This is a genomic window from Aminobacter aminovorans, from assembly GCF_900445235.1.
GTDB lineage: Bacteria > Pseudomonadota > Alphaproteobacteria > Rhizobiales > Rhizobiaceae > Aminobacter > Aminobacter aminovorans.
The window spans coordinates 4,946,804-4,971,512 of the sequence record NZ_UFSM01000001.1 but is presented as its reverse complement, the minus strand read 5'-3'; the positions used below and the strand labels follow the sequence as shown (position 1 = coordinate 4,971,512).

The 24,709-nt window shown below is 63.8% G+C and carries 26 protein-coding genes and 1 other RNA gene; 15 read left to right on the top strand and 12 right to left on the bottom strand.

All coding sequences use genetic code 11. The annotated features are described in order from the left end of the window. Nucleotides 1–27: 27 nt before the first annotated feature. The 3 genes from DY201_RS24535 to DY201_RS24525 all read right to left on the bottom strand — a co-directional run bounded on the left by DY201_RS24535 (nt 28) and on the right by DY201_RS24525 (nt 4,581). Nucleotides 28–1,899, bottom strand: a complete 1,872-nt coding sequence (locus DY201_RS24535; protein WP_115733470.1) for an extracellular solute-binding protein — start codon at nt 1,897–1,899, stop codon at nt 28–30. After that, nucleotides 1,896–3,776, bottom strand: coding sequence for an extracellular solute-binding protein (locus tag DY201_RS24530; RefSeq protein ID WP_115733984.1), 1,881 nt, complete (start codon nt 3,774–3,776; stop codon nt 1,896–1,898). Before DY201_RS24530 ends, DY201_RS24535 begins: the two co-directional genes overlap by 4 nt. Nucleotides 3,777–3,930: 154 nt before the next feature. Beyond that, nucleotides 3,931–4,581, bottom strand: a complete 651-nt coding sequence (locus DY201_RS24525) for a c-type cytochrome (RefSeq protein WP_115733469.1) — start codon at nt 4,579–4,581, stop codon at nt 3,931–3,933. A 199-nt stretch (nt 4,582–4,780) separates the two neighbouring features. Between DY201_RS24525 and DY201_RS24520 the strand changes: the two genes are divergently transcribed. Next, nucleotides 4,781–5,509 (top strand): 3-deoxy-manno-octulosonate cytidylyltransferase, encoded by a 729-nt coding sequence (locus tag DY201_RS24520; RefSeq protein WP_115733468.1) that lies wholly within the window; start codon nt 4,781–4,783, stop codon nt 5,507–5,509. Between the two features lie 37 nt (nt 5,510–5,546). Beyond that, entirely contained in the window at nt 5,547–6,413 is an 867-nt protein-coding gene (locus DY201_RS24515) for a prephenate dehydratase (RefSeq protein ID WP_115733467.1), read from the top strand. Here DY201_RS24515 and DY201_RS24510 read toward each other — a convergent pair. The 3 genes from DY201_RS24510 to DY201_RS24500 are packed head-to-tail and all read right to left on the bottom strand — an operon-like array spanning nt 6,410 to nt 8,674. Beyond that, the gene (locus DY201_RS24510; RefSeq protein ID WP_115733466.1) at nt 6,410–7,288 is read right to left on the bottom strand and encodes a phosphotransferase family protein; all 879 of its coding nucleotides are present in this window, start codon (nt 7,286–7,288) and stop codon (nt 6,410–6,412) included. The two genes, DY201_RS24515 and DY201_RS24510, sit on opposite strands and share 4 nt — an antisense overlap. Next, complete coding sequence (gene nudC, locus DY201_RS24505; RefSeq protein WP_115733465.1) at nt 7,285–8,226, bottom strand: NAD(+) diphosphatase; 942 nt, start codon at nt 8,224–8,226, stop codon at nt 7,285–7,287. Before nudC ends, DY201_RS24510 begins: the two co-directional genes overlap by 4 nt. A 28-nt stretch (nt 8,227–8,254) precedes the next feature. After that, a complete protein-coding gene (locus DY201_RS24500) occupies nt 8,255–8,674 on the bottom strand; it encodes an HIT domain-containing protein (RefSeq protein WP_115733464.1) in 420 nt (139 codons plus the stop codon). Between the two features lie 153 nt (nt 8,675–8,827). On the opposite strand from DY201_RS24500, the gene DY201_RS24495 reads away from it, so the two are divergent. The 4 genes from DY201_RS24495 to DY201_RS24480 all read left to right on the top strand — a co-directional run bounded on the left by DY201_RS24495 (nt 8,828) and on the right by DY201_RS24480 (nt 11,712). Continuing rightward, nucleotides 8,828–9,268 (top strand): anthrone oxygenase family protein, encoded by a 441-nt coding sequence (locus DY201_RS24495; RefSeq protein ID WP_115733463.1) that lies wholly within the window; start codon nt 8,828–8,830, stop codon nt 9,266–9,268. Nucleotides 9,269–9,333: 65 nt separating this feature from the next. Then, nucleotides 9,334–9,430, top strand: an RNA gene (ffs, locus tag DY201_RS24490) — signal recognition particle sRNA small type. A 122-nt stretch (nt 9,431–9,552) separates the two neighbouring features. Further along, the gene (locus DY201_RS24485) at nt 9,553–11,370 is read left to right on the top strand and encodes a DNA polymerase III subunit gamma/tau (RefSeq protein ID WP_115733462.1); all 1,818 of its coding nucleotides are present in this window, start codon (nt 9,553–9,555) and stop codon (nt 11,368–11,370) included. Nucleotides 11,371–11,388: 18 nt separating this feature from the next. Continuing rightward, nucleotides 11,389–11,712 carry a YbaB/EbfC family nucleoid-associated protein gene (locus DY201_RS24480; RefSeq protein WP_115733461.1) on the top strand — a complete coding sequence of 108 codons (324 nt, stop codon included), beginning with the start codon at nt 11,389–11,391 and terminating at the stop codon, nt 11,710–11,712. Nucleotides 11,713–11,787: 75 nt separating this feature from the next. Here DY201_RS24480 and DY201_RS24475 read toward each other — a convergent pair whose 3' ends face one another. Further along, nucleotides 11,788–12,828 (bottom strand): zinc-dependent alcohol dehydrogenase family protein, encoded by a 1,041-nt coding sequence (locus tag DY201_RS24475; RefSeq protein ID WP_115733983.1) that lies wholly within the window; start codon nt 12,826–12,828, stop codon nt 11,788–11,790. Nucleotides 12,829–13,042: 214 nt separating this feature from the next. Here DY201_RS24475 and DY201_RS24470 point away from each other — a divergent pair, with 214 nt between their 5' ends. The 3 genes from DY201_RS24470 to DY201_RS24460 all read left to right on the top strand — a co-directional run bounded on the left by DY201_RS24470 (nt 13,043) and on the right by DY201_RS24460 (nt 15,869). Beyond that, nucleotides 13,043–13,735, top strand: coding sequence for a cell wall hydrolase (locus tag DY201_RS24470; protein ID WP_115733982.1), 693 nt, complete (start codon nt 13,043–13,045; stop codon nt 13,733–13,735). A gap of 90 nt (nt 13,736–13,825) precedes the next feature. After that, nucleotides 13,826–14,431: a recombination mediator RecR gene (gene recR, locus DY201_RS24465; protein ID WP_115733981.1), complete on the top strand. Its 606-nt coding sequence runs from the start codon at nt 13,826–13,828 to the stop codon at nt 14,429–14,431. Between the two features lie 25 nt (nt 14,432–14,456). Then, complete coding sequence (locus DY201_RS24460) at nt 14,457–15,869, top strand: lytic murein transglycosylase (RefSeq protein ID WP_245432089.1); 1,413 nt, start codon at nt 14,457–14,459, stop codon at nt 15,867–15,869. 145 nt (nt 15,870–16,014) lie between these two features. On the opposite strand, the gene DY201_RS24455 is transcribed toward DY201_RS24460, so the two are convergent. Beyond that, on the bottom strand, nt 16,015–17,016 hold the full coding sequence (locus DY201_RS24455; RefSeq protein ID WP_115733460.1) for an LLM class flavin-dependent oxidoreductase: 1,002 nt from the start codon (nt 17,014–17,016) through the stop codon (nt 16,015–16,017). A 117-nt stretch (nt 17,017–17,133) separates the two neighbouring features. Continuing rightward, nucleotides 17,134–18,186, bottom strand: coding sequence for an LLM class flavin-dependent oxidoreductase (locus DY201_RS24450; protein WP_115733459.1), 1,053 nt, complete (start codon nt 18,184–18,186; stop codon nt 17,134–17,136). 219 nt (nt 18,187–18,405) lie between these two features. Here DY201_RS24450 and DY201_RS24445 point away from each other — a divergent pair, with 219 nt between their 5' ends. Continuing rightward, a complete protein-coding gene (locus tag DY201_RS24445; protein WP_115733458.1) occupies nt 18,406–18,834 on the top strand; it encodes a DUF6481 family protein in 429 nt (142 codons plus the stop codon). 242 nt (nt 18,835–19,076) lie between these two features. Here DY201_RS24445 and sugE read toward each other — a convergent pair whose 3' ends face one another. Further along, on the bottom strand, nt 19,077–19,391 hold the full coding sequence (gene sugE, locus DY201_RS24440) for a quaternary ammonium compound efflux SMR transporter SugE (RefSeq protein WP_115733979.1): 315 nt from the start codon (nt 19,389–19,391) through the stop codon (nt 19,077–19,079). A 155-nt stretch (nt 19,392–19,546) separates the two neighbouring features. Further along, nucleotides 19,547–19,786 (bottom strand): hypothetical protein, encoded by a 240-nt coding sequence (locus DY201_RS29180; RefSeq protein WP_165916066.1) that lies wholly within the window; start codon nt 19,784–19,786, stop codon nt 19,547–19,549. Nucleotides 19,787–19,824: 38 nt separating this feature from the next. On the opposite strand from DY201_RS29180, the gene DY201_RS24430 reads away from it, so the two are divergent. Next, complete coding sequence (locus DY201_RS24430) at nt 19,825–20,802, top strand: cation diffusion facilitator family transporter (RefSeq protein ID WP_115733457.1); 978 nt, start codon at nt 19,825–19,827, stop codon at nt 20,800–20,802. Between the two features lie 42 nt (nt 20,803–20,844). Continuing rightward, nucleotides 20,845–21,246, top strand: coding sequence for a GFA family protein (locus DY201_RS24425; protein WP_115733456.1), 402 nt, complete (start codon nt 20,845–20,847; stop codon nt 21,244–21,246). Here DY201_RS24425 and DY201_RS24420 read toward each other — a convergent pair. Beyond that, nucleotides 21,243–22,496 carry a DNA recombination protein RmuC gene (locus DY201_RS24420; protein WP_115733455.1) on the bottom strand — a complete coding sequence of 418 codons (1,254 nt, stop codon included), beginning with the start codon at nt 22,494–22,496 and terminating at the stop codon, nt 21,243–21,245. The genes DY201_RS24425 and DY201_RS24420 overlap by 4 nt on opposite strands. Nucleotides 22,497–22,599: 103 nt before the next feature. Between DY201_RS24420 and def the strand changes: the two genes are divergently transcribed. The 3 genes from def to DY201_RS24405 all read left to right on the top strand — a co-directional run bounded on the left by def (nt 22,600) and on the right by DY201_RS24405 (nt 24,688). Beyond that, on the top strand, nt 22,600–23,130 hold the full coding sequence (gene def, locus DY201_RS24415) for a peptide deformylase (RefSeq protein ID WP_115733978.1): 531 nt from the start codon (nt 22,600–22,602) through the stop codon (nt 23,128–23,130). A gap of 116 nt (nt 23,131–23,246) precedes the next feature. Beyond that, entirely contained in the window at nt 23,247–24,182 is a 936-nt protein-coding gene (gene fmt / locus DY201_RS24410) for a methionyl-tRNA formyltransferase (RefSeq protein ID WP_115733454.1), read from the top strand. Beyond that, nucleotides 24,179–24,688 (top strand): GNAT family N-acetyltransferase, encoded by a 510-nt coding sequence (locus DY201_RS24405; protein WP_115733453.1) that lies wholly within the window; start codon nt 24,179–24,181, stop codon nt 24,686–24,688. The genes fmt and DY201_RS24405 overlap by 4 nt, the downstream gene beginning before the upstream one ends. Nucleotides 24,689–24,709: the final 21 nt, after the last annotated feature.

The window sequence follows — 24,709 nt, the reverse complement described above, 5'->3', positions numbered from 1 at the left end:
GTGAGGGCGGGTTCAGTCCTAGAAATCTCAGGTCTTGCCAATACGTGCAGCCTTGTCCTTGTCGAACCACCACATCGCCTCGACGGGAAAGCCGAAGTCCGGCTTCGGCTCCTTGTAGCCGAACATGTCCCAGAAGGCGGCGCGGTGATTCGCCGAAAACCAATTTGGAATCCAGTCTTGCCGGGCGCGCAAGAGCCGGTCGAGCGCGCGCATCGCAACCGTCAGCGATTCGCGATCCTTGGCCGCACCCACGGCGTCGATTAGCGCGTCGACGGCAGGATCGGCGGTGCCGGGCAGGTTGGTCGAGCCCTGCATGGTGGCTGAGCGCGAATGGAACAGCCCGTCGATCTCGTCACGGCTGGGCGTTGCCGAAAATCCGGCCGCCGCCGAAATGGCATCGTAGTCGAAGCTCGTCTGCCGAGCCTGGTACTGGGTCGAATCGACCATTCGCACCGAGGCGTCGATGCCGATCGCCCTCATGTTCTCGACCCAGGGCGAGTAGACGCGGACAAAACTGTCGTCGTCGACCAGCATTTCGAGGGTCAGGGCTTCTCCCTTTTTGTTGCGCAGCTTGCCGTCCTTGCGAGCCCAGCCGGCGTCAGCGAGCAGTTTCGAGGCCCGTCCGAGCAGCTTGCGGTCGCGGCCCGATCCGTCCGAAGGCGGCTGCAGCACGGCTGCGCCGAATGTCTCGTCGGGGATGCGTCCGCGGAACGGCTCAAGCAGCACCAGTTCGGCGGGCGAGGGCAAGCCCTCCGCCTTGTAGGCCGACTTCTCGAACGTCGACTGCGAACGCTCGTAGGAGCCGTAGAACAGGTTGCGTTTGGTCCACTCGAAATCGAAGCAAAGGGCAACGGCCTGGCGCACGCGCGGGTCGCGGAAGCGCGCCCGCCGCTGGTTAAGCGCCAGCGCCTGCATCGACGGTCGCTTCTCGCTGGGAAATTCGCGCTTGATCACTTTGCCCGCGGTGAAGGTTGGGAAATCGTAGCCCGTGGCCCAGATGCGCGCCGTGGCCTCCTGGCGGAAGCGGATGTCGCCCTTCTTGAAGGCTTCGAACGCCGCCTGCCTGTCCTGGTAGAACTCGATGCGGATGCGGTCGAAATTGTAGAGCCCGCGGTTGACCGGCAGGTCGCGGCCCCAATACTCGGCGACGCGCTCATATTCGATGGCCTGGCCGGGGAAGACGCGACCGACCTTGTAGGGGCCTGAGCCAAGCGGCGCCTTGAGCTCCGAAGCATCGAAGGGATGGGCCTCGAAGAAGGCCTTGGCCGGAATGGCGTAGGTCGCGATGTCGAGGAAGGTCCGGTCGGACTGCTTGCCGTTGAAGGTCAGCCGCAGCGTATGCGGGTCGAGGGCTTTCGCCTCCTTGAGGTGGCTGAGCGGCAGAAGCAGGTTGGGATGTCCGTCTTTCTTGAACAGGTCGAAGGCGAAGACGGCGTCGTCCGCGGTAAACGGCGTGCCGTCGTTGAAGCGCGCCTCTGGGCGCAGTGCGAAATCGAAGCTGTTGCGGTCATCGGAAATCGTCACCGACTTGGCCAAAAGGCCGTAGATCGCATCGGGCTCGTCGATCGCCCGCACCATCAAGGAATCATAGCACAGCTCCATGCGCGGCGGCGCATCGCCGCGGGCGACGAAGGTGTTGAGCGTGTTGAAGGTCAACGGGCTCTGGTTGAAGTACCAGTAGTTCGGCGAGAAATTGAAGGTGCCGCCTTTTGGCGCGTCGACGTTGACGAAGTCGAAATGGGTGAAGTCAGGGCCATATTTCAGGTCGCCAAAGGCGGACAGTCCATGCAGGCCGGTGCCGGTCGGGCTCGCCGCGAAGGCGCGCCCCGGGATGAATGGCGCGGCCGCAGCCGCCGCGCCGAGCGCCAGGAAGTCTCTGCGGGGGAGGCGCGAGCTCAATTGACGCCCTTGTACTTGGCGGCCAGCGCCGCTTCCTTGTCCTTGTCGATCCACCAGGAATTGATGTCGGCGCCGATGAAGCCCGGCTGCTTTTCGGGGATGCCGAACTTGTTCCAGTAGGCCAGCCACAGCACCGACCGGTGGTATTGCGGCACGACGTAGTAATTCCACAAAAGGACGCGATCGAGTGCATGGGTGGCTGCCAGGAGGTCGTCGCGGTCGGTGGCGAAGATCACGCGCTCGGCCAGCGCATCGACCACCGGGTCGCTGATGCCCATGACATTGCGCGAGCCGGGCTTGGCGGCGGCCTTCGACCCCCAGAAGTCGCGCTGCTCATTGCCTGGCGAGGACGACTGGTTGAGGGTCGTCGTCGTCACGTCGAAATCGTAGTTGTCGATCCGGTTGACGAACTGGCTGGTGTCGACCATGCGCAGCGTCGCGTCGATGCCCAGCCGGCGCAAGCTGTCGATGAAGGGGCTCGCGATGACCTCGTCGGTGGCATCCTTGCCGAGGAACTCGATCTTGAACTGCTCGCCCTTGTCGTTCATCAGCTTGCCGCCCTTGGCGCGCCAGCCGGCTTCTGCGAACAGGCCGATTGCCTGCCGGAGATACTGCCGCTCAGCCTGGGGCGTGTCGTAGACCGGCAGCTTGAACTCCTCGGTGAAGAGCTCCGGCGGCAGCTTGTCCTTGTACTGCGTCAACAGCTCCAGTTCCTTGCCGGTGGGCAAGCCGCTCGAGGCCAGATCCTGGCCCTGGAAATAGCTGCTGGTGCGGGTGTTGAGCCCGAAGAACAGCGTGCGGTTCATGTATTCGAAATTGTAGGCCAGCGTCAGCGCCTGCCGGACACGGCGATCCTGAAATTGCGGGCGGCGCAGGTTGAGCGCATAGCCTTGGAATGGCTCGCCCGATGTCGTCTTGAATTCCTTCTTGATGACGTCGCCTGCCTGGAGGGCGGGGAAATTATACTGCGTCGACCAGCGCCGCGAACTGTTCTCCGGCTTGATGTCCTCCAGGCCGCCCTTCTTGAAGGCTTCCCATTCGGCGTTGTCGTCGAGGAAGTAGGCGTAGCGGCGCTTGTCGAAATTATTGCGTCCGACATTGACCCCGACATTCGCGCCCCAATAGTCAGGGACGCGCGTCCAGATGATCTCGGTGCCCGGTTTGAAGCTCTCGACCTTATAGGCGCCCGAGCCCATCGGAATCTCAAGCGTCGGCCGGGTGATGTCGCGCTTCTTGCCCGCAGCGTCGGTCCCTTCCCACCAGTGCTTCGGCAGGACCACCAGGTCGCCCATGATTTTGGGCAGTTCCCGGTTACCCTTCTGATTGAAGCGGAAGGTCACCTCGCGTTCGCCCGTCGCCACCGCCTCGGTCACGTTGACGTAGTACTGGCCATATTGCGGGCTGTTGGCCTTCAGGACATTGAAAGACCAGATGACATCATCGGTCGTGATCGGCTGGCCGTCATGCCATTTGGCGCGTGGGTCAAGCCGATAGGTCGCGGAGGAATAGTCAGTCGGAAACTTGTAGGCGTCGGCAACCATCGGATGGCTGGTGCTGGGCTCGTCTATCGACTGCTCCATCAGCGTTTCATAGAGCAGTCCGCCACCGAAGCCGGCAAAGCCGGCCGCGGGCAGACCTTTGACGATGTAGGGATTGAAGCTGTCGAAGGTCCCTGGCGTCGTCGAGTTCAGCGTGCCGCCCTTGGGCGCGTTCGGGTTGACGAAATCGTACTGCTTGAAGTCCTGACCGTATTTGGAGGTGCCGTTCAGGGAAGAACTGGTTTGCCATTCCTGGGCAGTGGCGGGAGCCATGGCGCCGGACAGAACCGCCACGGCGAGACCCGCAATTGCAACAAACCTGGTCAACCCAACCCTCATCGACACTCCCCTTCGCCCGGTACTTCGTGACACTCTAATTCATTCGCGGCGCATGGAAACCGCACGTTAGACGATTGTCGCCCTATGTTTGCGTCGAGCAACAAAAAAGCCGGGCAAAACCCGGCTTTTTCAAGATGCGAAGATTACAAATCGCTTAGTGAGCGGTGGCCGGAGCGGCACCCTCTGCGGGAGCTGCAGGGGCCGCGCCTTCAGCCGGAGCGGCGGCAGGTGTTGCTGCCGGAGCTGCATCGGCCGCAGGCAGAGGTGCAGGGCTGTCCGACTGCGAATTCAGGTAGGCGATCAGGTTGGCGCGCTCGTCATCCTTCTTGATGCCTGCGAAGCCCATCGCGGTGCCCTTGATGTAGCCCTTGGGCGACGTCAGGAAGTGGTTGAGGTGCTCGAAATCCCAGACGACCTTGCCGCCTTCCGAGAATTCCTTCATCGGGCCCGAATAGCCGAAGCCTCCATGCGAGGCGATCGGACGGTTGACCACGCCCCACAGATCCGGACCGACCTTGTTGGGGCCGCCCTTCTCGATCGAGTGGCAGGCGGTGCACTTCTTGAAGACCGCAGCGCCTGCTTCGGCGTTGGCGCTGGCCAGCAGCTGGGCGATCGGTACGGCAGCCGGTGCAGCCTCGCCGCCGCCGGCACCTGCGCCGCCTTCTTCAGCGGCTTCGATGGCAAAGCCGGGCTTCTCGGGAACCGGCGCTGCGAAGATCGCATCCGACACCAGCGAGATGGAGAACACCACAAAGGCAGTACCCAGCAGGCCGCCAAGCACCTTGTTCATTTCGAATGAGTCCATACGCCCCTGGCTCCCTTATCCGGCCGATCGCTGTCCTCTGCGACCGCTGCCGTTCGTCGGTATCGTCTATCGCCCGGCTGGCCGGGTCAAATCGCGCGGAAACTAGGTCTTTTGCTTGCCGGTTGCAACACCTATAAGGGCCCTTCCAGTGAGACCTTTTGACACTTTCCAACACCATTTAGAAACAGTCGCGCAAGCCATGTCCACCCTTGTCCTGATCCCCGCCCGCATGGCTTCGACGCGCTTGCCGGGCAAGCCGCTTGCCGACATCGCCGGCCGCCCGATGATCGTCCATGTAGCTAGCCGCGCTTCGGAATGCGGGCTTGGCCGCGTTGTCGTGGCGACCGACACCGACATCGTTGCGGAAACGGTGAGGGCGCACGGCTTCGAGGCGGTGATGACCCGCGCCGACCACGAGTCAGGTTCGGATCGTATCTTCGAGGCGCTGACGACGCTCGATCCCAAAGGCGAGGTCGACACCATAGTCAACGTCCAGGGCGACTTGCCGACGATCGATCCGGCGATCGTCCAGGCCGCGCTGCGGCCGCTGGAGGACAAGGCAGTCGACATTTCGACGCTCGGCGTCGAAATCACCCGCCACGAGGAAAAGGTCGACCCCAACGTTCCCAAGATCATCGGCTCGCCGCTGTCGGCCGGCCGAATGAGGGCACTCTATTTTACCCGCGCGACCGCACCCTGGGGCGAAGGTCCGCTCTATCACCATGTCGGGCTTTATGTTTACCGCCGTGCAGCGCTTGAGCGCTTCGTCGGGCTCGGCCCGTCGCCGCTGGAAAAGCGCGAGCGTCTCGAGCAGTTGCGGGCGCTGGAAGCCGGCATGCGCATCGACGTCGAGATCGTCGACACGGTGCCGCTGGGCGTCGATACCCCGGAACATCTCGAACGCGCCCGCGAACTTCTGACGAAGTAAGCGAACTTCTCTCGAAATGAGCAAAGACAGGCCAGTCATGCCGACCACGACCAACAAGATTGCCTTCCAGGGCGAGCAGGGTGCCAATTCCGACACCGCTTGCCGCAACGTCTATCCAGACATGGAGCCGATGCCGTGTCCGACCTTTGAGGACGCCTTCAACGCGGTCGAGACGGGCAAGGCCGATCTGGCGATGATTCCGATCGAAAACACCATTGCCGGTCGTGTCGCCGACATCCATCACCTGCTGCCTGAGTCCAAGCTGCACATCGTCGGCGAGTATTTCCTGCCGATCCATTTCCAGCTGATGGTGCTGCCGGGTGTCAAGCGCTCGGAAATCAAGACGGTACACAGCCACATCCACGCGCTCGGCCAGTGCCGCAAATACATCCGCAAGAACAGCTGGAAGCCGGTCGTCGCCGGCGACACCGCAGGTGCCGCAAAACTCGTTTCCGAGGTCAAGGACCGCACGATGGCGGCACTCGCGCCGCGGCTGGCCTCCTCGCTCTACGGCCTCGACATCCTGGAAGAGAATGTCGAGGACACCGAAAACAACATCACCCGTTTCGTCGTGCTGTCGAAGGGCAAGAGTTGGGCCGAGCGCAGCAATCCCGACACCAAGATGATGACGACCTTCGTCTTCCGCGTCCGCAACGTGCCGGCCGCGCTCTACAAGGCGATGGGCGGCTTCGCCACCAACGGCGTCAACATGACCAAGCTGGAGAGCTACCAGCTCGGTGGGGAGTTTACCGCGACCCAGTTCTATTCGGACATCGAAGGCCACCCGGACGATCGTCTGGTGGCGCTGGCTTTGGAGGAACTGCGCTTCTTCACCCGTGAGGTGCGTATTCTCGGCGTCTACGAGGCCAACGAGTTCCGCGGCACGCAGAGCAACGGCGACTAAACCGTTCCTCGTGCCGCCCAGTCGGCAACATGCCCGAGCATCGCAGGCAGATGCTCGGGATCGTCGGCGGAGCCGGCGAGTTCCGATAGCCTGAGCACGCTGCTGAGCAGTTCGATGCGCTGCCGGTCGAGATGCCTGCCGGTCAACACTTCATATTCGCCGACGATCCGGGCCGTCAGGTCGCGCGAGATGAAGTTCGAATAGATGAACTCTTGCTGCAGGTCGCCGAAACCCGAATCGGCAGAGTCATAGACGCCGTTGAGCCGTTGGGCGGCATGATCGAACGCCATGTTCCAGCCATGGCCATCGAAGAAGCCATATGTGGTGCCGTGCGGATCGGCCGCCAGCTCCTGCCATGCAGCGACAGTTCTGTCGGCATAGGCGCACAGCCCTTCCGGCAGCACGGGTCGGATCCGGCGAAGGATTTCTTCAGGCACGATCCAGGCCTCGATCGGCCTGGCGCCGGCAGCTTCCAGCGCCGGACGGTCCAGTCGGTGGATCTCAGCGTAGAAAAGCCCCAACTTCTCGGCCAACTCCTGGCGGGCACGCTCAGGCAGCGCTTCATACTGCCTTGTCAGCAGATGCTCGCCTCTGAGCTTGCCGTGGTGTGAGAACATCGGTGGGCCTGCATGCAGCCTCAGGTCGGGCACCGGCATGGTCACACCAGTGCGGACAAGCCCGAGCAGTCTGGCTTCCCGCGCCAGCGCCTGTTCCGCCGCCTCGTGACGCGGGAACTTGAACACCAGCCTGTCGTCGACGTCGACAGCGTCGCTGTGCCAGCCGGGTGCGAGCAAAGTGAAGCTTGCGCCCTCAAGCTCGGGAAACGACCGGACGATGGCAGCGCGGAATGCGCCGAGCGCCGCATCAGGCGTCACTCTGCGTCGGCCCAAGTGCGGATGAGCTGATGGGCGATGGCGTGTCCTGGTGGCACCCTGAGCTCGTCGGGATGGGTGCCGGCGAGCATCTGCAGAACCTCCGCACGGGGAAACCAGCGGCAGTCCTCGAGCTCGTCGGTATCGGTCGCGATGTCTTCGTTGAGCGCCTCGCCATAACAGCCGATCATCAGCGAATAAGGGAACGGCCAGGGCTGGCTCGAATGATAGACGACGCGGCCGAGCCGGATACCGGCCTCCTCGAGTGTTTCGCGCCGCACCGCCGCCTCGATCGTTTCGCCCGGCTCGATGAAGCCGGCGAGCGCCGAATAGACGCCCGGCGCGAAATGCCGGCCGCGACCCATCAGGCACTTGTCACCCGACACGGTCAGCATGATGGCGACAGGGTCGGTGCGGGGAAAATGTTCTGTACCGCATCTGGTGCAGCGCCGCTTGTAGCCGCCGGCGCGCATCTCGGTTTCAGCGCCGCAGCGACCGCAGAAGCGGTGGCTGGCGTTCCAGGCAAGCAGTGCGGCGCCCTGTGCCAGGGCGCCGAGCCCGGCCTCGTCGGTCAGGCGTTGCGCCAGGATCGAGCGGAAGTCGATGGCCTTCAGGTGCTCCGGCAGGGCTTCCTGTTCGGCAGTGATCGGCAGGGCCAGCATGGCGATGTCATCTGCGCGGCCGAGCAGGATCGCCTCGCCGGTCTGGGCGCCGAGTGCCTCGGCCGCCGCGAGCGTGAAGTAGGGGGTGGGCGAAGTGTCGCTGAAATCGAGCACCAGCCGCCCCGACGCGACCAGAAGCAGCCTTGCGTCGGGTTCGGCGAGCGCTTTCACGGCGGAATCGTCGCTGCGCTTTTCCGACTGGCGGTCGATGATGTTGCCGGCGAAGCCGAGGAAATGGCTGGCTTCACGCCGAGGTGCGTCGAACAGGCTGAAAGGCATCTGAAACTCGGTCTGCGTCGGAGCCGCTTTATAGCGCCGACTTGATGCGCTCGGCAAACCGGTGGAGATCGTCGCGGCGATAGGGCTCGCGCACGCCATGGCCCCAGACCGGGCCGGGCCAGCCGGGATCGCCCTCGCTGCGGGCGACGACGTGGAAATGCAGCTGCCGCACGATGTTACCGAGCGCGCCGCTGTTGATCTTGGCGCAGCCGGTCGCACGCTTGAGCGCATGCGCCACCATGTTGCTCTCGAAGGTCAGCATCGCTTGATCGAGGGGGGTAAGGTCATGAATTTCCTCGATGCCGGGGCGCTGCGGCACCAGCACCAGCCAGGGCCAGCGCTGGTCGTTCATGACGCGCAATTCGCAGAGGCCAAGCCACATCAGCGGTTCGCTGTCGGCATCGAGACGCGAATCCAGCGTAAACCCGGCCTTGAGCCCCGAAATCATTGGCGTTTCCCTTGTTTTGTCGAAGGCTAGAGTGTGGCTGTCGCGGCTGCAAGCGAATCATTGAAAAGGCTGGGCGGGAAACGTCGTAAGGCGCACTGACGCGCCGCGCGTTGCACCGATATGCTATGCGTCGAACGTCATTGGAGATGCGCAATGCTTGCCGGTCAGATCGCCCTGGTTCTCGCGGCCGCCTTTGCCGGTGCGGCATTCTACATCAATTTCGCCGAACAGCCCGCACGGCTTGGCCTCGACGACAAAAATCTGCTTGCGCAGTGGAAACCGAGCTACGCCGCCGGCTTCACCATGCAGGCGAGCCTGGCGGTCGTCTCCGGCGTGCTCGGCCTGCTCGCTGCTTGGCTGAACGGGGACTGGCGCTGGGTGGTCGGCGCCTTGCTGATGCTCGCGAACTGGCCCTACACGATGCTTGGCATCATGCCGACCAACAAGCGTATCGAGGCGATACCGAACGAGGAGGGTGGTGCCGCCTCCCGCAGGCTGATCGTCCATTGGGGGACGCTGCATGCGCTGCGCACCGGCCTCGGCATTGCGGCAACGCTTGCCTATCTCTGGGCGTTGAATTTCGCCGGCGCCTGACTGCCGGGCCGACATGTCGCCGAAGGGCCTTGCAATTGGAGCGGCAATTGCCGATATGGAGGTTGGGAGGTTGGTGGTGGACGATCCACTCGCCAACCGGGTCAGGTCCGGAAGGAAGCAGCCCTAACGAGCCCGGAACGGGTCATTGTTCCAGCCTCCCGCCTCTTCGCCCTTCTCCGCGTCATTGACGGCGTTACGCCGTGCGGGCGAAACTCGTTTCGCGGAATCGGCCCTGCGCGGTCGAGGCAGGGGCGCCAATACGAACGGGCGAGCGAACGGGGCGGATGAGCGAAGCCGGACAAACCGATAACAGCAAGGCCTATCGCGTACTCGCGCGCAAATATCGCCCTGCGGATTTTACGGCACTCGTCGGCCAGGAGCCGATGGTCCAGACGCTGACCAATGCCTTTTCCTCAGGCCGCATCGCGCAGGCCTGGATGCTGACCGGCGTCCGCGGTGTCGGCAAGACCACCACCGCCCGCATCCTGGCGCGCGCACTCAACTACAAGACGCCTGATGTCGACCGCCCGTCGGTCGACCTCACCGTGCTGGGCGAGCATTGCCAGTCGATCATGGAAGGCCGGCATGTCGATGTCATCGAGATGGACGCCGCGTCCCACACCGGCATCGACGACATCAGGGACATCATCGACCGTGTCCGCTACGCGCCCGTTTCAGCTCGCTACAAGGTCTACATCATCGACGAGGTGCACATGCTCTCGACGCAGGCCTTCAACGGTCTGCTGAAGACGCTTGAAGAGCCGCCTCCGCATGTGAAGTTCATCTTCGCCACCACCGAAATCCGAAAAGTCCCGATCACGGTGCTGTCGCGCTGCCAGCGCTTCGACCTGCGCCGAATCGACGCCGGAAAGCTTGTCGGGCATCTCCGCAACATCGCCCGGCAGGAAGGCATTTCGGTCGAGGACGACGCGCTTGCCATGGTTGCGCGCGCGGCCGAGGGCTCGGCGCGCGATTCGCTGTCCATTCTCGACCAGGCCATCGCCCATGGCGGCGGCACGGTGACGTCAGACGCGGTGCGCGCCATGCTCGGCCTTGCCGATCGGGCGCGGGTCGTCGACCTGTTTGAAAACATCATGAAGGGCGATATCGCCGCTGCTCTTGGCGAATTGCGCGCCCAGTATGATACCGGCGCCGATCCGGTCGCCGTGCTGAACGACCTTGCTGAATTCACCCATCTTGTCACGCGCCTGCGCTTCGTGCCGTCGGCGGCCGACGACGCGTCGCTGTCAGAGGATGAGCGCAAGAGGGGCGTGGAGTTCGCCCGGTCACTTTCCATCAGGGTGCTTTCCCGCGCCTGGCAGATGCTGCTCAAGGGCATTCCCGAGGTGCAGTCCTCCAACCGGCCGGTGAGCGCCGCCGAAATGGTGCTGATACGGTTGGCGCATGCCGCCGACCTGCCGACGCTCGACGAAGCCCTGAAATCGCTCGGCGACGCGCCGTCGCAGCCTTCCGGCGCGCCCCGCAATGGCGGGATGCCTGCCGGCGGTGGCAATGGTGGAGCCGGCGCTTCGGCCGTGTCGCAGGCACGCATGCCGGTGAGCAATGGCGGCGGCCAGGCGATGCGCCTGGTGGAAAGCGCGCCCGCGCCCACCGCCTTTGTCGCGCCACCGCCCGCGCCTGAGCCGGTTGTCGATGCGGTGCCGGTGCGCACCATCGCCGATCTTGCCAACCTCGCCGAAGCCAACCGCGAAATGGCCTTCAAGGTGCTGATCCGCCGCGCCGTTCGCCCGGTGCGCATCGAACCCGGCCATATCGAATGCAGCCTGACATCGGACGCGCCGCGCACCTTCCTCAACGACCTGACGGCAAAGCTCAAGCTCTGGACTGGCCGCCATTGGATGGTGTCGCTGTCCAAGGAAGAAGGCGGGCCAACCCTTGCCGAGATCGAGGCTACCAAACGCGAGGTCGCCCTGACCGATGCCAAGGCCGACCCGACGGTGGCGGCGATCCTTGCGCGCTTTCCCGGCGCCAAGATCATAGACGTGCGGCTGCCGACGACGCCGGATGCACCCGATATCGATACCGACACCGAGTTGCCGCCCGACCCCGGCGTGGACAACGACGATGACGACCCGTTCTGAGACGAAAGGACAAACACGATGAAGGATCTCCTCGGCCTGATGGGCAAGGCGAAGGAAATGCAGGCCAAGCTGCAGGCCATGCAGGAAGAGGTCGCCCTGCTCGAAGCCACTGGCCAGTCGGGCGGCGGCCTCGTCACCGTGACCCTGTCCGGCAAGTCGGAAATGAAGGCGCTGAAGATCGATCCGTCGCTGCTTAAGGAAGGCGAGGGCGAGATCCTCGAGGACTTGATCGTCGCCGCGCACAACGACGCCAAGGCCAAGGTCGAGGCGACGATGCAGGAAAAGACCAAGGCGCTGACCGCCGGCCTGCCGATCCCCCCCGGCATGAAGCTGCCGTTCTGAGAAAGACCGGAAACGAACAGGAAATAGTGGGACGGCGCCTGATCTTCAGGCGCCGTTTCTCATCAAGCTACGCGCCTAGAATCGCGTCACCACGCTGATCCCCAGCCCTTCGAACCGGTCCATCGCCATCAGGGCGGCCGGCGCGTCGTCGAGGCTGATGTGCTTGCCAATGAGCAATTGCGGGGCAAGCTTGCCTGCCTCGATCATCTGCATCATCGCTTCGTAGCGGAACGCCTGCATGCCGTGGCTGCCGAGGATTTCGAGTTCGTGGGCGATCACCTTGCCCATCGGGATCTTCGGCTCGGCGTGGTCGCCCAGCATCAGCCCGACCTGGATGTGACGTCCGCGCCGCCTGAGGTTGGCGATCGAGTTGTAGCAGGTGACGGGATGGCCGAGCGCGTCGAGCGACAGATGTGCGCCGCCGCCTGTCAGTTCGCGCACAGCGCCGACGACGTCGGTCTCGCGTGAGGCGTTGATCGTCGCCACCGCGCCCATTTTCCTGGCAAAGTCGAGCTTTTCGTCCGAAAGGTCGATGGCGATTGCGTTGGCGCCCGACGCGGCGGCGATCATGATCGCCGACAGGCCGACGCCGCCGCAACCATGCACCGCCACCCATTCGCCCGGCTTGACGCGGCCCTGATCGACGACAGCGCGGAACGAGGTGACGAAACGGCAGCCGAGGCTGGCTGCGGTGATGAAATCCATGCTGTCGGGCAGCCGCACAAGATTGGTGTCGGCAAAGTCGACGGCCACATATTCGGCGAACGAACCCCAGGCGGTGAAGCCGGGCTGAAACTGGTGTTCGCAGACCTGGTGATTGCCCGACGTGCATTCGAAACAGCGGCCGCAGCCGCCAACGAAGGGCACCGTGACCCGGTCGCCCGCCTGCCAGCGTGTGACCAACCGCCCGGCAGCGACGATGACGCCGGCGAGCTCGTGGCCTGGCACATGCGGCAGGGTGATGTCGGCATCGTGTCCCATCCAGCCATGCCAGTCGCTGCGGCAGAGTCCTGTGGCTTCGACCTTGATCACCACGCCGCCGGGCGCCGGCGCCGGCTCGGCGACGTTCTGGACCTTCGGCGGTTGCCCAAATTGTTCGAACAGCACGGCTTTCACGGTCGCCTCCAACCAATTTCGGCCGCCCCGAAAGCGCGCCTTTTCTTGTCATCGACCGACCATATAGCGACCGCGCGTTGCAGAGGCGAGCCTGGCAAGAAGACGCGATCGGCGGCTCGGCCATCATTTTGCCCGAAACGGGCGCATTCTTGCTGCAATCTGGGGACGTGGCGGGCTTACGAGAGGGGCGCTTTTGATCGCCAAGAATTGGAAGATGCCGATTTTGGTCGGCGTCGTCGCCTCACCGTTTATCGTTTCCGGGTGCACCACCAGCAAGCTCGCTGACGGCATCACTACGAGTTCGGTTCGTTCGGGTTCCTACGCCTATACGGCGAAGGACAAGGAATGCCTGGCGCGCGCGATGTTTTTCGAATCCAACCGCTCGAGCCGCGACGGCCTCGTTGCTGTCGGCAGCGTCGTCATGAACCGGCTCAAGTCGGGCGAGTATGGCGACAGCGTCTGCGGTGTCGTCGGCCAGAAGGGCCAGTTCGCGCCTGGGGTGCTGTCGCGGCCGATGAATTCCCAGGCCTTGCCGGATGTGCAAGCGGCGGCGGAATCCGTGCTCAAGGGCGAGCGCCACCCCAAGGTGAAACCCGAGGTGATGTTCTTCCACACCGCCGGGCTGAAGTTCCCCTATAAGAACATGCACTACACCACGGTTGCCGGCGGCAATGCCTTCTACGAGAAGCGCAGTCGGCGCAAGCTGCCGGCGACTGAGCCGGAAACGATGATTGCTTCCGCCGCACAGCCGACGCTGCCCGGTGTCGTCGAGGCGCAGCCGACCACGGTTGCCTCTGCCGGCTCCGATGCGGCACTGGCCAGCGCGATGTCGTTCCAGGCGATGCCGGAAGATGCCGACGCCATCGGCGCGCTCATCGCCAGCCAGGACCGGCCGATGCAGGAATGAGCGAATAGTCGGTAGTGGATGGAGGAACCAGGCGGCTTCCCGCTTCACTATTCACTACTCACCGTTCCCTACACGTCTTATATCGCTTCCATGTCGAAGCGAATCGCCGGTCCCGAGATCGAACGCCTGATCCAGCTTCTGGCCAAGGTGCCGGGGCTCGGGCCGCGTTCGGCCCGCCGTGCTGCCCTTCACCTGATCAAGAAGAAGGAACAGCTGCTTGCGCCGCTGGCCGCCGCCATGGGCGAAGCGGTCGACAAGGTGCGGGTATGCTCGACCTGCGGCAATGTCGATACCTCGGATCCGTGCATGATCTGCACCGATCCGCGCCGCGACCCCACCACCATCATCGTCGTTGAGGACGTGTCCGATCTCTGGGCGCTGGAGCGGGCCGGTGCGATGAACGCGAAGTTCCATGTGCTCGGCGGCACGTTGTCGCCGCTCGACGGCATTGGCCCCGACCAGCTGACCATCAGGCAACTTGTGACCCGCATCGCCGAGGGCGGGGTGAGCGAGGTCATCCTGGCGGTCAATGCCACCGTCGAGGGCCAGACCACGGCGCATTATCTTACCGACCAGCTCTCCGGCTTCGACATCAAGGTGACAAGACTGGCGCATGGCGTGCCGGTTGGCGGCGAGCTCGACTATCTCGACGAAGGCACGCTGTCGGCGGCCCTCAAGTCGCGGACCGTGTTTTGACGTAATTGGCTTGCAGGGAGGCTGGATGACAAGCGCTCTACGTTGCCCCCCTCTGTCCCGCCGGACATCTCCCCCACAAGAGGGGAGATCAGCCCTTACGCCGATCTTCGCCAGTCTTCATCGCTGGCGGAAGAGCCGCGGCATAGCCGCTGGCAATCTCCGCCCTTGTGGGGGAGATGTCCGGCAGGACAGAGGCGGGCAACCTAGAGCGCTGTTCCTCAAATCAATCCTGCTTGCTGCGTGCTTCGTATTCGCCGTCCCCGCCGCCGCCGCGAAGATCGACGATCAGTTCCAGGCCTGGCTCACCAAGGACCTGTGGCCGGAAGCCAAGGCCAAGGGCATCTCCAGGGCGACCTTTGAAGCGGCCTTCGATGGCGTAAGACCCAATCTCAAGCTGCCCGACCTCGTGCTGCCGGGCGAAAAGCCGAAGACGCCGAAGCAGCAGCACCAGGCCGAGTTCGGCTCGCCTGGCAACTATTTCTCGGAGAAGACGCTCGGTGCGGTCACAGCAGGCGGACGCAGCCGTGCTGGCGCCAACGCCAAGACGCTCGCCTCGATCGAGAAGCGTTTCGGCGTGCCCGGCGGCGTCGTGCTGGCGATCTGGGGCCGGGAGTCCGGCTTCGGTGCGGCCAAGATGCCCTATGATGCCTTCGAGGTGCTGGGCACCAAGGCGTTCCTGGCCACCCGCAAGGAGATGTTCCGCAAGGAACTGCTGGCCGGCCTCGAGATGGTCGAGCGCGGGCTGGTCAGTCGCAAGGCGATGCGCTCGTCCTGGGCCGGCGCGCTTGGTCAGCCGCAGTTCCTGCCGACCTCGTTCCTCCAGCATGCCGTGGATTTCGACGGCGATGGCCGCGCCGACATCTGGAACTCGACACCCGACACCCTGGCCTCGATCGCCAACTATCTCGTCCACTATGGCTGGTTGAAGGGCCGCGACTGGGGTTTCGAGGTGTCGGTGCCGGAGAATGTTACCTGCGCGCTGGAGGGCCCCGACAAGGGTAAGAAGATAGCGGACTGGGCCGCGATGGGCATAACCCGGGTCGGCGGCAAGCCGTTCCCTGAGAATGAGGCACGGGCCGAAGGTTTTCTGATGATGCCGGCCGGGCGGAACGGCCCCGCCTTCATCGTCACGCCGAATTTCTACGTGCTCAAGGAATATAATGAGAGCGATGTCTACGCGCTGTTCATCGGCCATGGCGCCGACCGGATCGCGTCAGGCGACCGGCGTTTTGCCGGTAGCTGGGGCAAGGTCGACGGGCTCTACCGCTCCGATGTGGCCTTGATGCAGCGCGGGCTGGAAAAGCTTGGCTACGACGTCGGCGGAGCCGACGGTCTACCGGGCTTCAAGACGCGCCGGTCGATCGGCGACTGGCAGGCGAAGAATGGCCGTGCGGCCACGTGTTTTCCCGATAAGGGCCTCGTCGAGGCGATGCGGTAACTTCCTCCCCGAGCGGGAGGAAGGCGGTCCAGAGGGTCGGATGAAGGGGGCAGGGCAAAAACCTCCGCGCTCAGCGCTTGCCCCTTCATAGATTCGCTCGCAGCGCGCTGCGCTACCCTCTCACCGTAAACGGGTCCAGGGCGTGCTACGCAGCCTTCGCAAATCCGGCACCGACTTCCGCCAGGATTTCATACGAGCGCTTGCGCGCCTGATGATCAAACACCTGGGCCGTGACCATCAGTTCGTCGGCACCGGTACGCGAGATGAACGCCTCGACGCCGCGCTGCACTGTTTCGGGTGAACCGACGACGGCGCAGGCGAGCGTCTGCGACAGCATCTGGCGGGCGACGGGGTCGAGCTCGCGCTCATAACCATCGAGCGGCGCGGGCAGGCGGCCGGGGCGGCCGCTACGCAGATTGACAAAAGCCTGCTGCACCGAACTGAACAACAACTTTGCCTCTGCGTCAGTGTCGGCGGCAACGATGTTGATGCCGGCCATGACGTAGGGTTTTGCCAGCCGCTCCGAGGGTTGGAAGCGCGAGCGGTAGATTTCGATCGCGTGGTCGAGCTCTGAGGGGGCGAAGTGCGAGGCGAAGGCGTAGGGCAGGCCGAGCATGGCTGCCAACTGGGCGCCGTAGAGGCTGGAACCGAGAACCCAGACTTCGACCTGCTCGCCCTCGCCGGGTACGGCGCGGATGCGCTGTTCGGGCGTTGCCGGCTCGAAATAGCCCATCAACTCGACGACATCCTGCGGGAAATTATCGACGCCGGCTTCGAGATTGCGGCGCAGGGCGCGTGCGGTCAGCATGTCGGTGCCGGGCGCGCGGCCGATGCCGAGGTCGATGCGGCCGGGGTGCAGGGCGGCAAGTGTGCCGAACTGCTCGGCAATGACCAGCGGTGCGTGATTGGGCAACATGATGCCGCCGGCACCGACACGGATGGTGCTGGTGCCGGCCGCGACATGGGCGATGACGACAGAGGTGGCAGCACTTGCGATGCCGGCCATGTTGTGGTGCTCGGCCAGCCAGTAGCGATGGAAACCGAGTTTCTCTGCGTGACGCGCCAGGTCGAGCGTATTTCTCAGCGACTGGGCGGCAGTACTGCCTTCGGTGACCGGCGAAAGGTCGAGGACGGACAAGGTGGTCATGAGGCAGCTCCGGCGGGTGGGGACCCGCCGGATATAGGAAGCGTTAGCGGCGCAAACAAACCTTCCCGTTGAAGGTATGTTTTGGTCCAGCGAAAAAAGCGCGCCTCCGCCGATGCCTCAGCCTGCCGTGTCGACCTGGGGAACGCCCAGTTCCTTGCGCACCAGCGGCGCCACCCTGGTGCCGTACAGCTCGATCGCCTTCATGATCTTGTCATGTGGCATGATGCCGATCGCCATCTGCAGCAGGAACCGGTCGTTCTTGAAGATCTTGTGCTGGGCCACGATCTTTTCGGCCATCGCTTCCGGATTGCCGACGAAGAGCGCCCCGTTCGGGCCGCGCGACTGATCGAAATGCGCTCTCGACGTCGGCCCCCAGCCGCGCTCGCGGCCGATGCGGTTCATCACCTCGGCCTGCGGCAGGTAGAAGTCGTCCGCCGCCTGTTCTGTGGTTTCGCCGATGAAGCCATGCACATTGATGCTGGTGGCGAGCTTTGCCGTGTCCTGACCGGCGCGGCGTGCGGCCTCGCGGTAGAGATCGAAGAGCGGCGCGAACCGTGCTGGTTCGCCGCCGATGATGGCGAGCGCCAGCGGCAGTCCGAGCACGCCGGCACGCGCCGCCGACTGCGGTGTGCCGCCAATGGCGATCCAGATCGGCAGCAGGTCCTGATAAGGGCGGGGGTAGACGCCGCGATCGTTGATCGGCGCCCTGTGCGTGCCTTGCCAGGTCACGCGTTCGCTCTCGCGCAATGCCAGGAGCAGATCGAGTTTCTCGGCAAACAATTCGTCATAGTCCTCGAGATTGTAGCCGAACAGCGGAAACGATTCGATGAACGAGCCGCGCCCAGCCATGATCTCTGCGCGCCCGCCGGACAACTGATCAAGCGTGGCGAATTGCTGGAACACGCGCACGGGATCGTCTGAGGACAGCACCGTCACGGCGCTGGTCAGCCGGATGCGTTTGGTATGTTCAGCGGCGGCGGCAAGTGCGATGACGGGTGCCGAGGCGGCATAATCGGGGCGATGGTGCTCGCCAAGGCCGAAAACGTCGAGCCCGACCTGGTCGGCCAGTTCGATTTCTTCGATGAGATTGCGCAGTCGCTGGTGTGCTCCGATGGCACCAGGCCCCGGCTCTGGGCTAACGTCCGCAAAAGTGTAGAGGCCAAGTTCCATGAAGTCTGGTCCTATCGCTATTGTTTGTGCTAGAGGTAGCCCTCGCTCCACGAGGTCGCCAGACGCGATCTAGTGAACAATCCATATCGAGATTGGCGTCAAAGAGCGTTTCCTATCCGCAACATACCGCGAATTCATGGGAGACATGCCTTTTTGGCGCTTGAACTATGCCTTCGTCCGCGTATGTAAGCGGCGCGAAGTGACTCCAGGGAAATCAAATTGGCAATCTACCGAGAAAAAGACGTCTTTGAGCGGCGTAACGCTGCCAATGACGCAAAGAAAGCTCTCCTCGAAAAGTACAAGGCACGCCCCGCAGCTGACGATCCGGCCGTTCTGGCCCGTCAGGCCGAACGCAAGGCTATCCTCGAAGCTCGCGCCATCCGCGAAGCCGAGAAGGAAAAGCTGAGGCAGGAACGCCTGGCTCGCGAAGCCGTTGAGAAGGCCGAGCGCGAAGCCAAGGCTGAAGCCGAACGTCTCGCCGCCGAAGAGGCTGCGCAGGCAGAGGCAAAGGCACGTGAGGCCGAAGAGGCCGACCGTATCAGCCGCGTTCTGTCCGATGAAGCCGAACGCAAGGCCAAGCGCGACGCGCGTTATGCTGCCCGCAAGGCCCGCGGCAAGCGGATGCCGCCTTCGGCCAACTACGGCTGAGCGCAGGTCCACTTTCGCCTGCACGCGCCGGAATGACGCATCGGCCCGCTAGCCGGGCTCGATAGCGCAAAATTCACATCGTCAGCGATTCGCGACCGGGGACTTGCCAAACCTCGGGCGCGGATCGCTTTTGCGCGTCCTTGTATGCCGCTTCGACGTCAGTCGATGTCAGGTCATGCAAGACAGGAAATGGGGAAGGGTGAGGCCCGCCCGTTTCGGGCAGGCCGCCGCAAGGCCGCGGATCAGGCGACCAGCTTGAGGCCGACGATACCAGACACGATCAGGCCGATACAGGCGAGGCGCAGTGCCGTCGCGGGCTCGCCCAGGAGCCAGATGCCAAGCATCGCGGTGCCGACAGTGCCGATGCCGGTCCAGATCGCATAGGCGGTGCCGACGGGCAGCGTCTTCAGCGCAAGGCCGAGCAGGCCTAGGCTGACGATCATCGAGGCAATGGTGAGGACGGTCGGCATCGGCTTGGTGAAGCCGTCAGTATATTTCAGGCCGATAGCCCAGCCGATTTCAAACAGGCCGGCGAAGAACAGGTAAGTCCAAGCCATGGAACGCTCCATTGGGATGGCGGGTCGTCCCAGCCGGTTTTTTCGGGGAAGCGCAGGGCCGTCCCTGCGCCCGTTCAGATAAGGTTTTTCGAGGAGAAGTTCAACCCGCGCCCGGCCGTGACAGCCGGGCGAGGTCCGTGTCAGGCTCGTGAGGACTATTTGTCCTTGAGCTTGGTCGCTTGCACCGGAGGCGCCTTGAAAGCCGGCGCAGGTGCTGGCTTCTTGGCGTCTTTCTTGGGTTTCCGGGCTTCTTTCCCGGCTTTCATCGCACCCTTGGCCATGATTCGTTTCTCCCGCTGCTGAGAAGCGAAGTGAAACGCGAAGTTGTCGCGCTTGCAAGAGGGGTCTTGAGACACCGGAGCGCCTGATGCGGACAGCGAAAAGGGCTTGAGCATACCTATGCGCCCGCTACAGTCGCCGAGGTGAGGGATCGATGGCAGGACACTCCGGCTCCAGACTTGTGATCTTCGCAGCGATTGCCGGCAATCTGCTGATTGCCGTCACCAAGTTCGTGGCCGCCGCCTTCACCGGCAGCTCGGCGATGCTGTCGGAAGGCGTGCATTCGCTGGTCGACACCGGCAACGGGCTGCTTCTGCTCTATGGACTGCATCGCGCTGCCCGGCCACCCGACATCGCCCATCCGCTCGGCCATGGCCGGGAGCTTTATTTCTGGAGCTTTATCGTTGCCCTGCTCGTCTTCGCGCTCGGGGCCGGTGTCGCCTTCTACGAAGGCGTCCTCCACATGCTTCACCCTGAGCCGATCGAAAATCCACTGATCAACTATGTGGTGCTTGGCATCTGTATGGTGTTCGAGGGCGGTTCGTGGCTGGTCGCGCTCAAGGAGTTCCGCAGCAGCAAGGGCAGTCTCGGCTACATCCAGGCGGTGCGCCGCAGCAAGGACCCGAGCGTCTACACGGTGCTGTTCGAAGACAGCGCGGCATTGCTTGGTCTTGTCATTGCCTTTGCCGGCATTTTTGCCGCGCATTATTTCGAGCAGCCCTGGCTCGATGGCGCGGCTTCGATCGGCATCAGCCTGATTCTGGGCGCGACGGCGGTGTTCCTGGCGCGCGAGAGCAAGGGCTTGCTGATGGGCGAGCCGGCCCTGCCCGACGTCCAGGCTGCGATCCTGGCGATTGCCCAGGCCGATCCCGCCGTCGAGAAAGCCAATGGCGTGCTGACGGTGCATCTGGGGCCGGAGCAGGTCGTTGCCGGGCTGAGCCTCGATTTCGTCGACCAAATCTCGGCCGCGGAGATCGAAGCCTGCGTCGAACGGCTGGAAGCAAAGCTCAAGGCCGAGGTTCCCGAGGTGACGTCGGTGTTCGTCAAGCCGCAGACAGCGGAGCGATGGCAGCTGCGTCGTGATCGGATCGTAAACGCTGAGGCAGAGACACCGGTACCCGAGGGCGGCTAGTGTGCCGCGGAACCGCGCGTTGCAGGACAGGAGGATTTCGAAGTGCAGATCGAAGGCGGATGCCATTGCGGCGCCATTACCTACAAGGCCGAAGTCGACCCCGAAAAGACGGCCATCTGTCATTGCACCGATTGCCAGAAGCTGACCGGAACGGCTTTTCGCGTCACCGTGCCGGTGCCGGAGGACAAGATCGCGTTTTCGGGAGTGCCGAAAATCTACGTCAAGACAGGCGAGAGCGGCAACAAGCGTGCGCAGGGCTTCTGCCCCGAATGCGGCTCGCACCTGTTCGCCACTTCCGTGGGCGATGGGCCCAAGGTCTATGGGCTGAGGACCGGCACCTCGGACCAGCGCGAGCAATTGGTGCCGCGCAAGCAGGTCTGGTATCGCTCGGCGCTGCACTGGCTGCCGGAGTTCGACGGCATGGAGACGGTGGAGAAGGCCTAATCTTCTTCCACGACGCGCAGGCGGAGCTGGCCGGTCTTGGAATCGGCCGCACGCGCGGGCTGCCGCGGCGCTTCCTCGGATTCGGCGGCATGGCCGCTGCCGAACTCCAAGGCTTCGATCTTCTCGCCGCGCTTGGTGACCTTGGACGACGACACCAGGATGTCATCGATGTCCTTGCTGGCCTGGCCGAAATGCGTCTGCAGCTTGCGCACGCGTTCGTCGAGGCGGCCGACATCCTCCATCAGGCGGATGACCTCGCCCTGAATGAGATGGGCCTGTTCGCGCATGCGGGCGTCCTTGAGGATCGCCTGGATGACCTGGATCGACAGCATCAGGAGCGACGGCGAGACGATAACGATCCGGGCGCGGTGGGCCCTATGCACCAGCGATTCGAAGTTCTCGTGGATCTCGGCGAAGATCGATTCCGAGGGCACGAACATGAATGCCGTGTCTTGGGTCTCGCCCGAGATCAGGTATTTGTCGGCGATGGCCTTGATGTGGACCTCGAGATCGCGCCGGAAAGCCTGGGCGGCATATTTCTGCGCGTCTGACGCACCCTCGGCATCGGCTGCGGCCCGGATGGCATTCCAGGCCTCGAGCGGAAATTTGGCGTCGATCACCAGCGACGGCGCGCCGTTCGGCATCTTGACCAGGCAGTCCGGCCGATTGTTGTTCGACAGCGTCGCCTGGAATTCATAGGCGCCGAGCGGCAGGCCGTCGGCGACGATGGCTTCCATGCGCGACTGGCCGAAAGCGCCGCGCGTCTGCTTGTTGGACAGGATCGCCTGCAACTGCACCACCTGGCCGGCGAGCGACTGGATGTTGCCCTGGGCGGTGTCGATGACTGCCAGCCGTTCCTGCAGCTTGGCCAGGCTGTCATGCGTCGACTTGGTCTGCTCGGCCATGGTCTGGCCAAGGCGGCCGGTCATGGCGTCGAGCCGCTGGCTGAGCGACTGGGTCAGCTCCGCCTGGCGCGACCCGAAGATTTCGGCCACCGTGCCCAACCGTCCCTGCATCTCGGCCTGCGCCTGCAGGATGCCCGCCATGCGGGCCTCGGCATCGCGGGCGTGGTCGGCGGCCTCCGCGGCAGCAACCGCGCGTGCCTTGGCCGAGCGCCACAGCGCGACCATCAGGACGACGACCAGCGCGACGAACAGGAGGGCGGCGAACAACATGGCTTGCCCGAGCGTGAGCATGGAGGCGCCAAGCTGGGCGATGGGGGAGGACAGGATGCTGGAAAGCTCGTTCATGGCCCGCACCATAGCCGATTCGCACCAATGGGTCAGATCAAAAGGGGAACATCCCGGATCGAGCCCTGTTGACGGTTTTCGCCTGACATCCTAGTTGATGCGCATGACTATCAAGCCGCTCATCATCCTGCCCGATCCGCTCCTGCGCCTGGTTTCCAAGCCGGTCGAGCGCATCGACGACGCCACCCGCAAATTCGCGCGCGACATGCTCGACACCATGTATGACGCGCCGGGCATCGGCCTTGCGGCCATCCAGGTTGGCGAGCCGCTGCGCATGCTGGTGATCGACCTTGCCAAGGAAGGCGAGGAGCCGGCGCCGATGACGGTCATCAATCCCGAGATCGTTTCGCGCAGCGACGACCGCTCTGTCTATGAGGAAGGCTGTCTGTCGATCCCGGATTATTATGCCGAGGTCGAGCGCCCGGCCAAGGTGCGGGTCAAATATCTTGATGAGAATGCCAAGGAGCAGGAAGTCGAGGCCGACGGCCTGTTGGCCACCTGCCTGCAGCATGAGATCGACCATTTGGACGGCGTTCTGTTCATCGACTACATCTCCAAGCTCAAGCGCGACATGGTGATGAAGAAGTTCAAGAAGCTCGCCAAGGACCGTCCGCCGAGCCGCATGGTGGGGTAGGGCTTGGCTGGCCAGCAACTTCGACGGGCTTGACCTGAAGCTTGTAAACCCTTTTGAAGCGATGGCCTGAACGGTCGGCCGACGCCGCCCGGGGCTGTGCGGGATTGCCTGGCAGAATGAGCCTTCGTGTCATCTTTATGGGTACGCCGGATTTTTCCGTGCCGACGCTACGCGCAATATCAGAGGCCGGCCACGAGGTCGTTGCCGTCTATTCGCAGCCGCCGCGCGCTGCCGGCCGTCGCGGGCTTGAGCTGACGCCGTCGCCGGTGCAGCGCGAGGCCGAGCGGCTGGGCATCGAGATACGCACGCCGCTGTCGCTGAAAGGCGAGGCCGAGCAGGTCGCCTTCGCCGGCCTCGAGGCCGATGTCGCCGTCGTCGTCGCCTATGGCCTGCTGCTGCCGAAACCCATTCTCGAAGGCACGCGACTGGGCTGTTATAACGGCCATGCCTCGCTTCTTCCGCGTTGGCGCGGGGCGGCTCCTATCCAGCGCGCCATCATGGCGGGCGACACGGAGACTGGCATGATGGTCATGCAGATGGAAGAGGGATTGGACACCGGGCCGGTGGCGCGACTTGAAAAAGTCGCGATTGGACCCGACATGACGGCTGGCGAGCTGCACGACCGTCTGATGGTGGTGGGGGCTTTGCTGATGGTCGAGGCGCTGGCCGAGCTCGAAGCAGGCAGGCTGGAAACAATGCCGCAGCGATCGGAAGGCGTGACCTACGCCAAAAAAATCGATAAAGCGGAGACGCGGATCGATTGGACCTTCCCGGCGACGGCGGTCGACAACAATATCCGCGGCCTATCGCCCTTCCCCGGCGCATGGTGCGAAATCGAAATCGGCGGACGAACCGAGCGCTTGAAGCTGTTGCGCTCGCAACGCGCCGCCGGACAGGGAGAGCCGGGAACGGTTCTCGACGACCGGTTGGAGATTGCCTGCGGCGAAGCTGCCGTCAGGCTGGTCGAGGTACAAAGGGCGGGAGGTAAACCCGTCACCGCGGATGAGTTCCTGCGCGGTGCCAAGATCGAAAAAGGAATGAAGTTGTCATGAGCATGATGTCGATTCGGGCGGCTACGCCCCGCGACCGCGAGGCGATCCGCCTCGTAGAAGAACACGCCTTCGGGCAGCAGGCCGAGGCCGGTCTCGTCGATGCGCTGGTTGCCGAAGGCGACGCGGTCGTCGAACTGGTGGCCGAAGAGGACGGCGATGTGGTTGGCCACATCCTGTTTTCCAGGCTTTACATCCAGAACGGCGGCAAGACGGTTCCGGCGGTCGCACTCGCTCCGCTGGCAGTCGAGCCCGATTTCCACGGCACCGGCATCGGTGGCGCGCTGGTCCGCGAAGCCCATATCCGGCTCAAGGACGCCGGCGAGACGCTGGCGGTGGTGCTTGGCGATCCGGCCTATTACGGCCGTTTCGGCTATAGCCACGACCGCGCAGCAGGGTTCGAAAGCGACTACCAGTGCGACGCACTCCAGGCACTGGCCTGGGGCGATGCGCCCGAGACCGGCAAGCTGGTCTACGCCTCGGCCTTCGGTACGGCTCTGGCCGCGTAAGCGGCCGGCGTTTTCACAGCA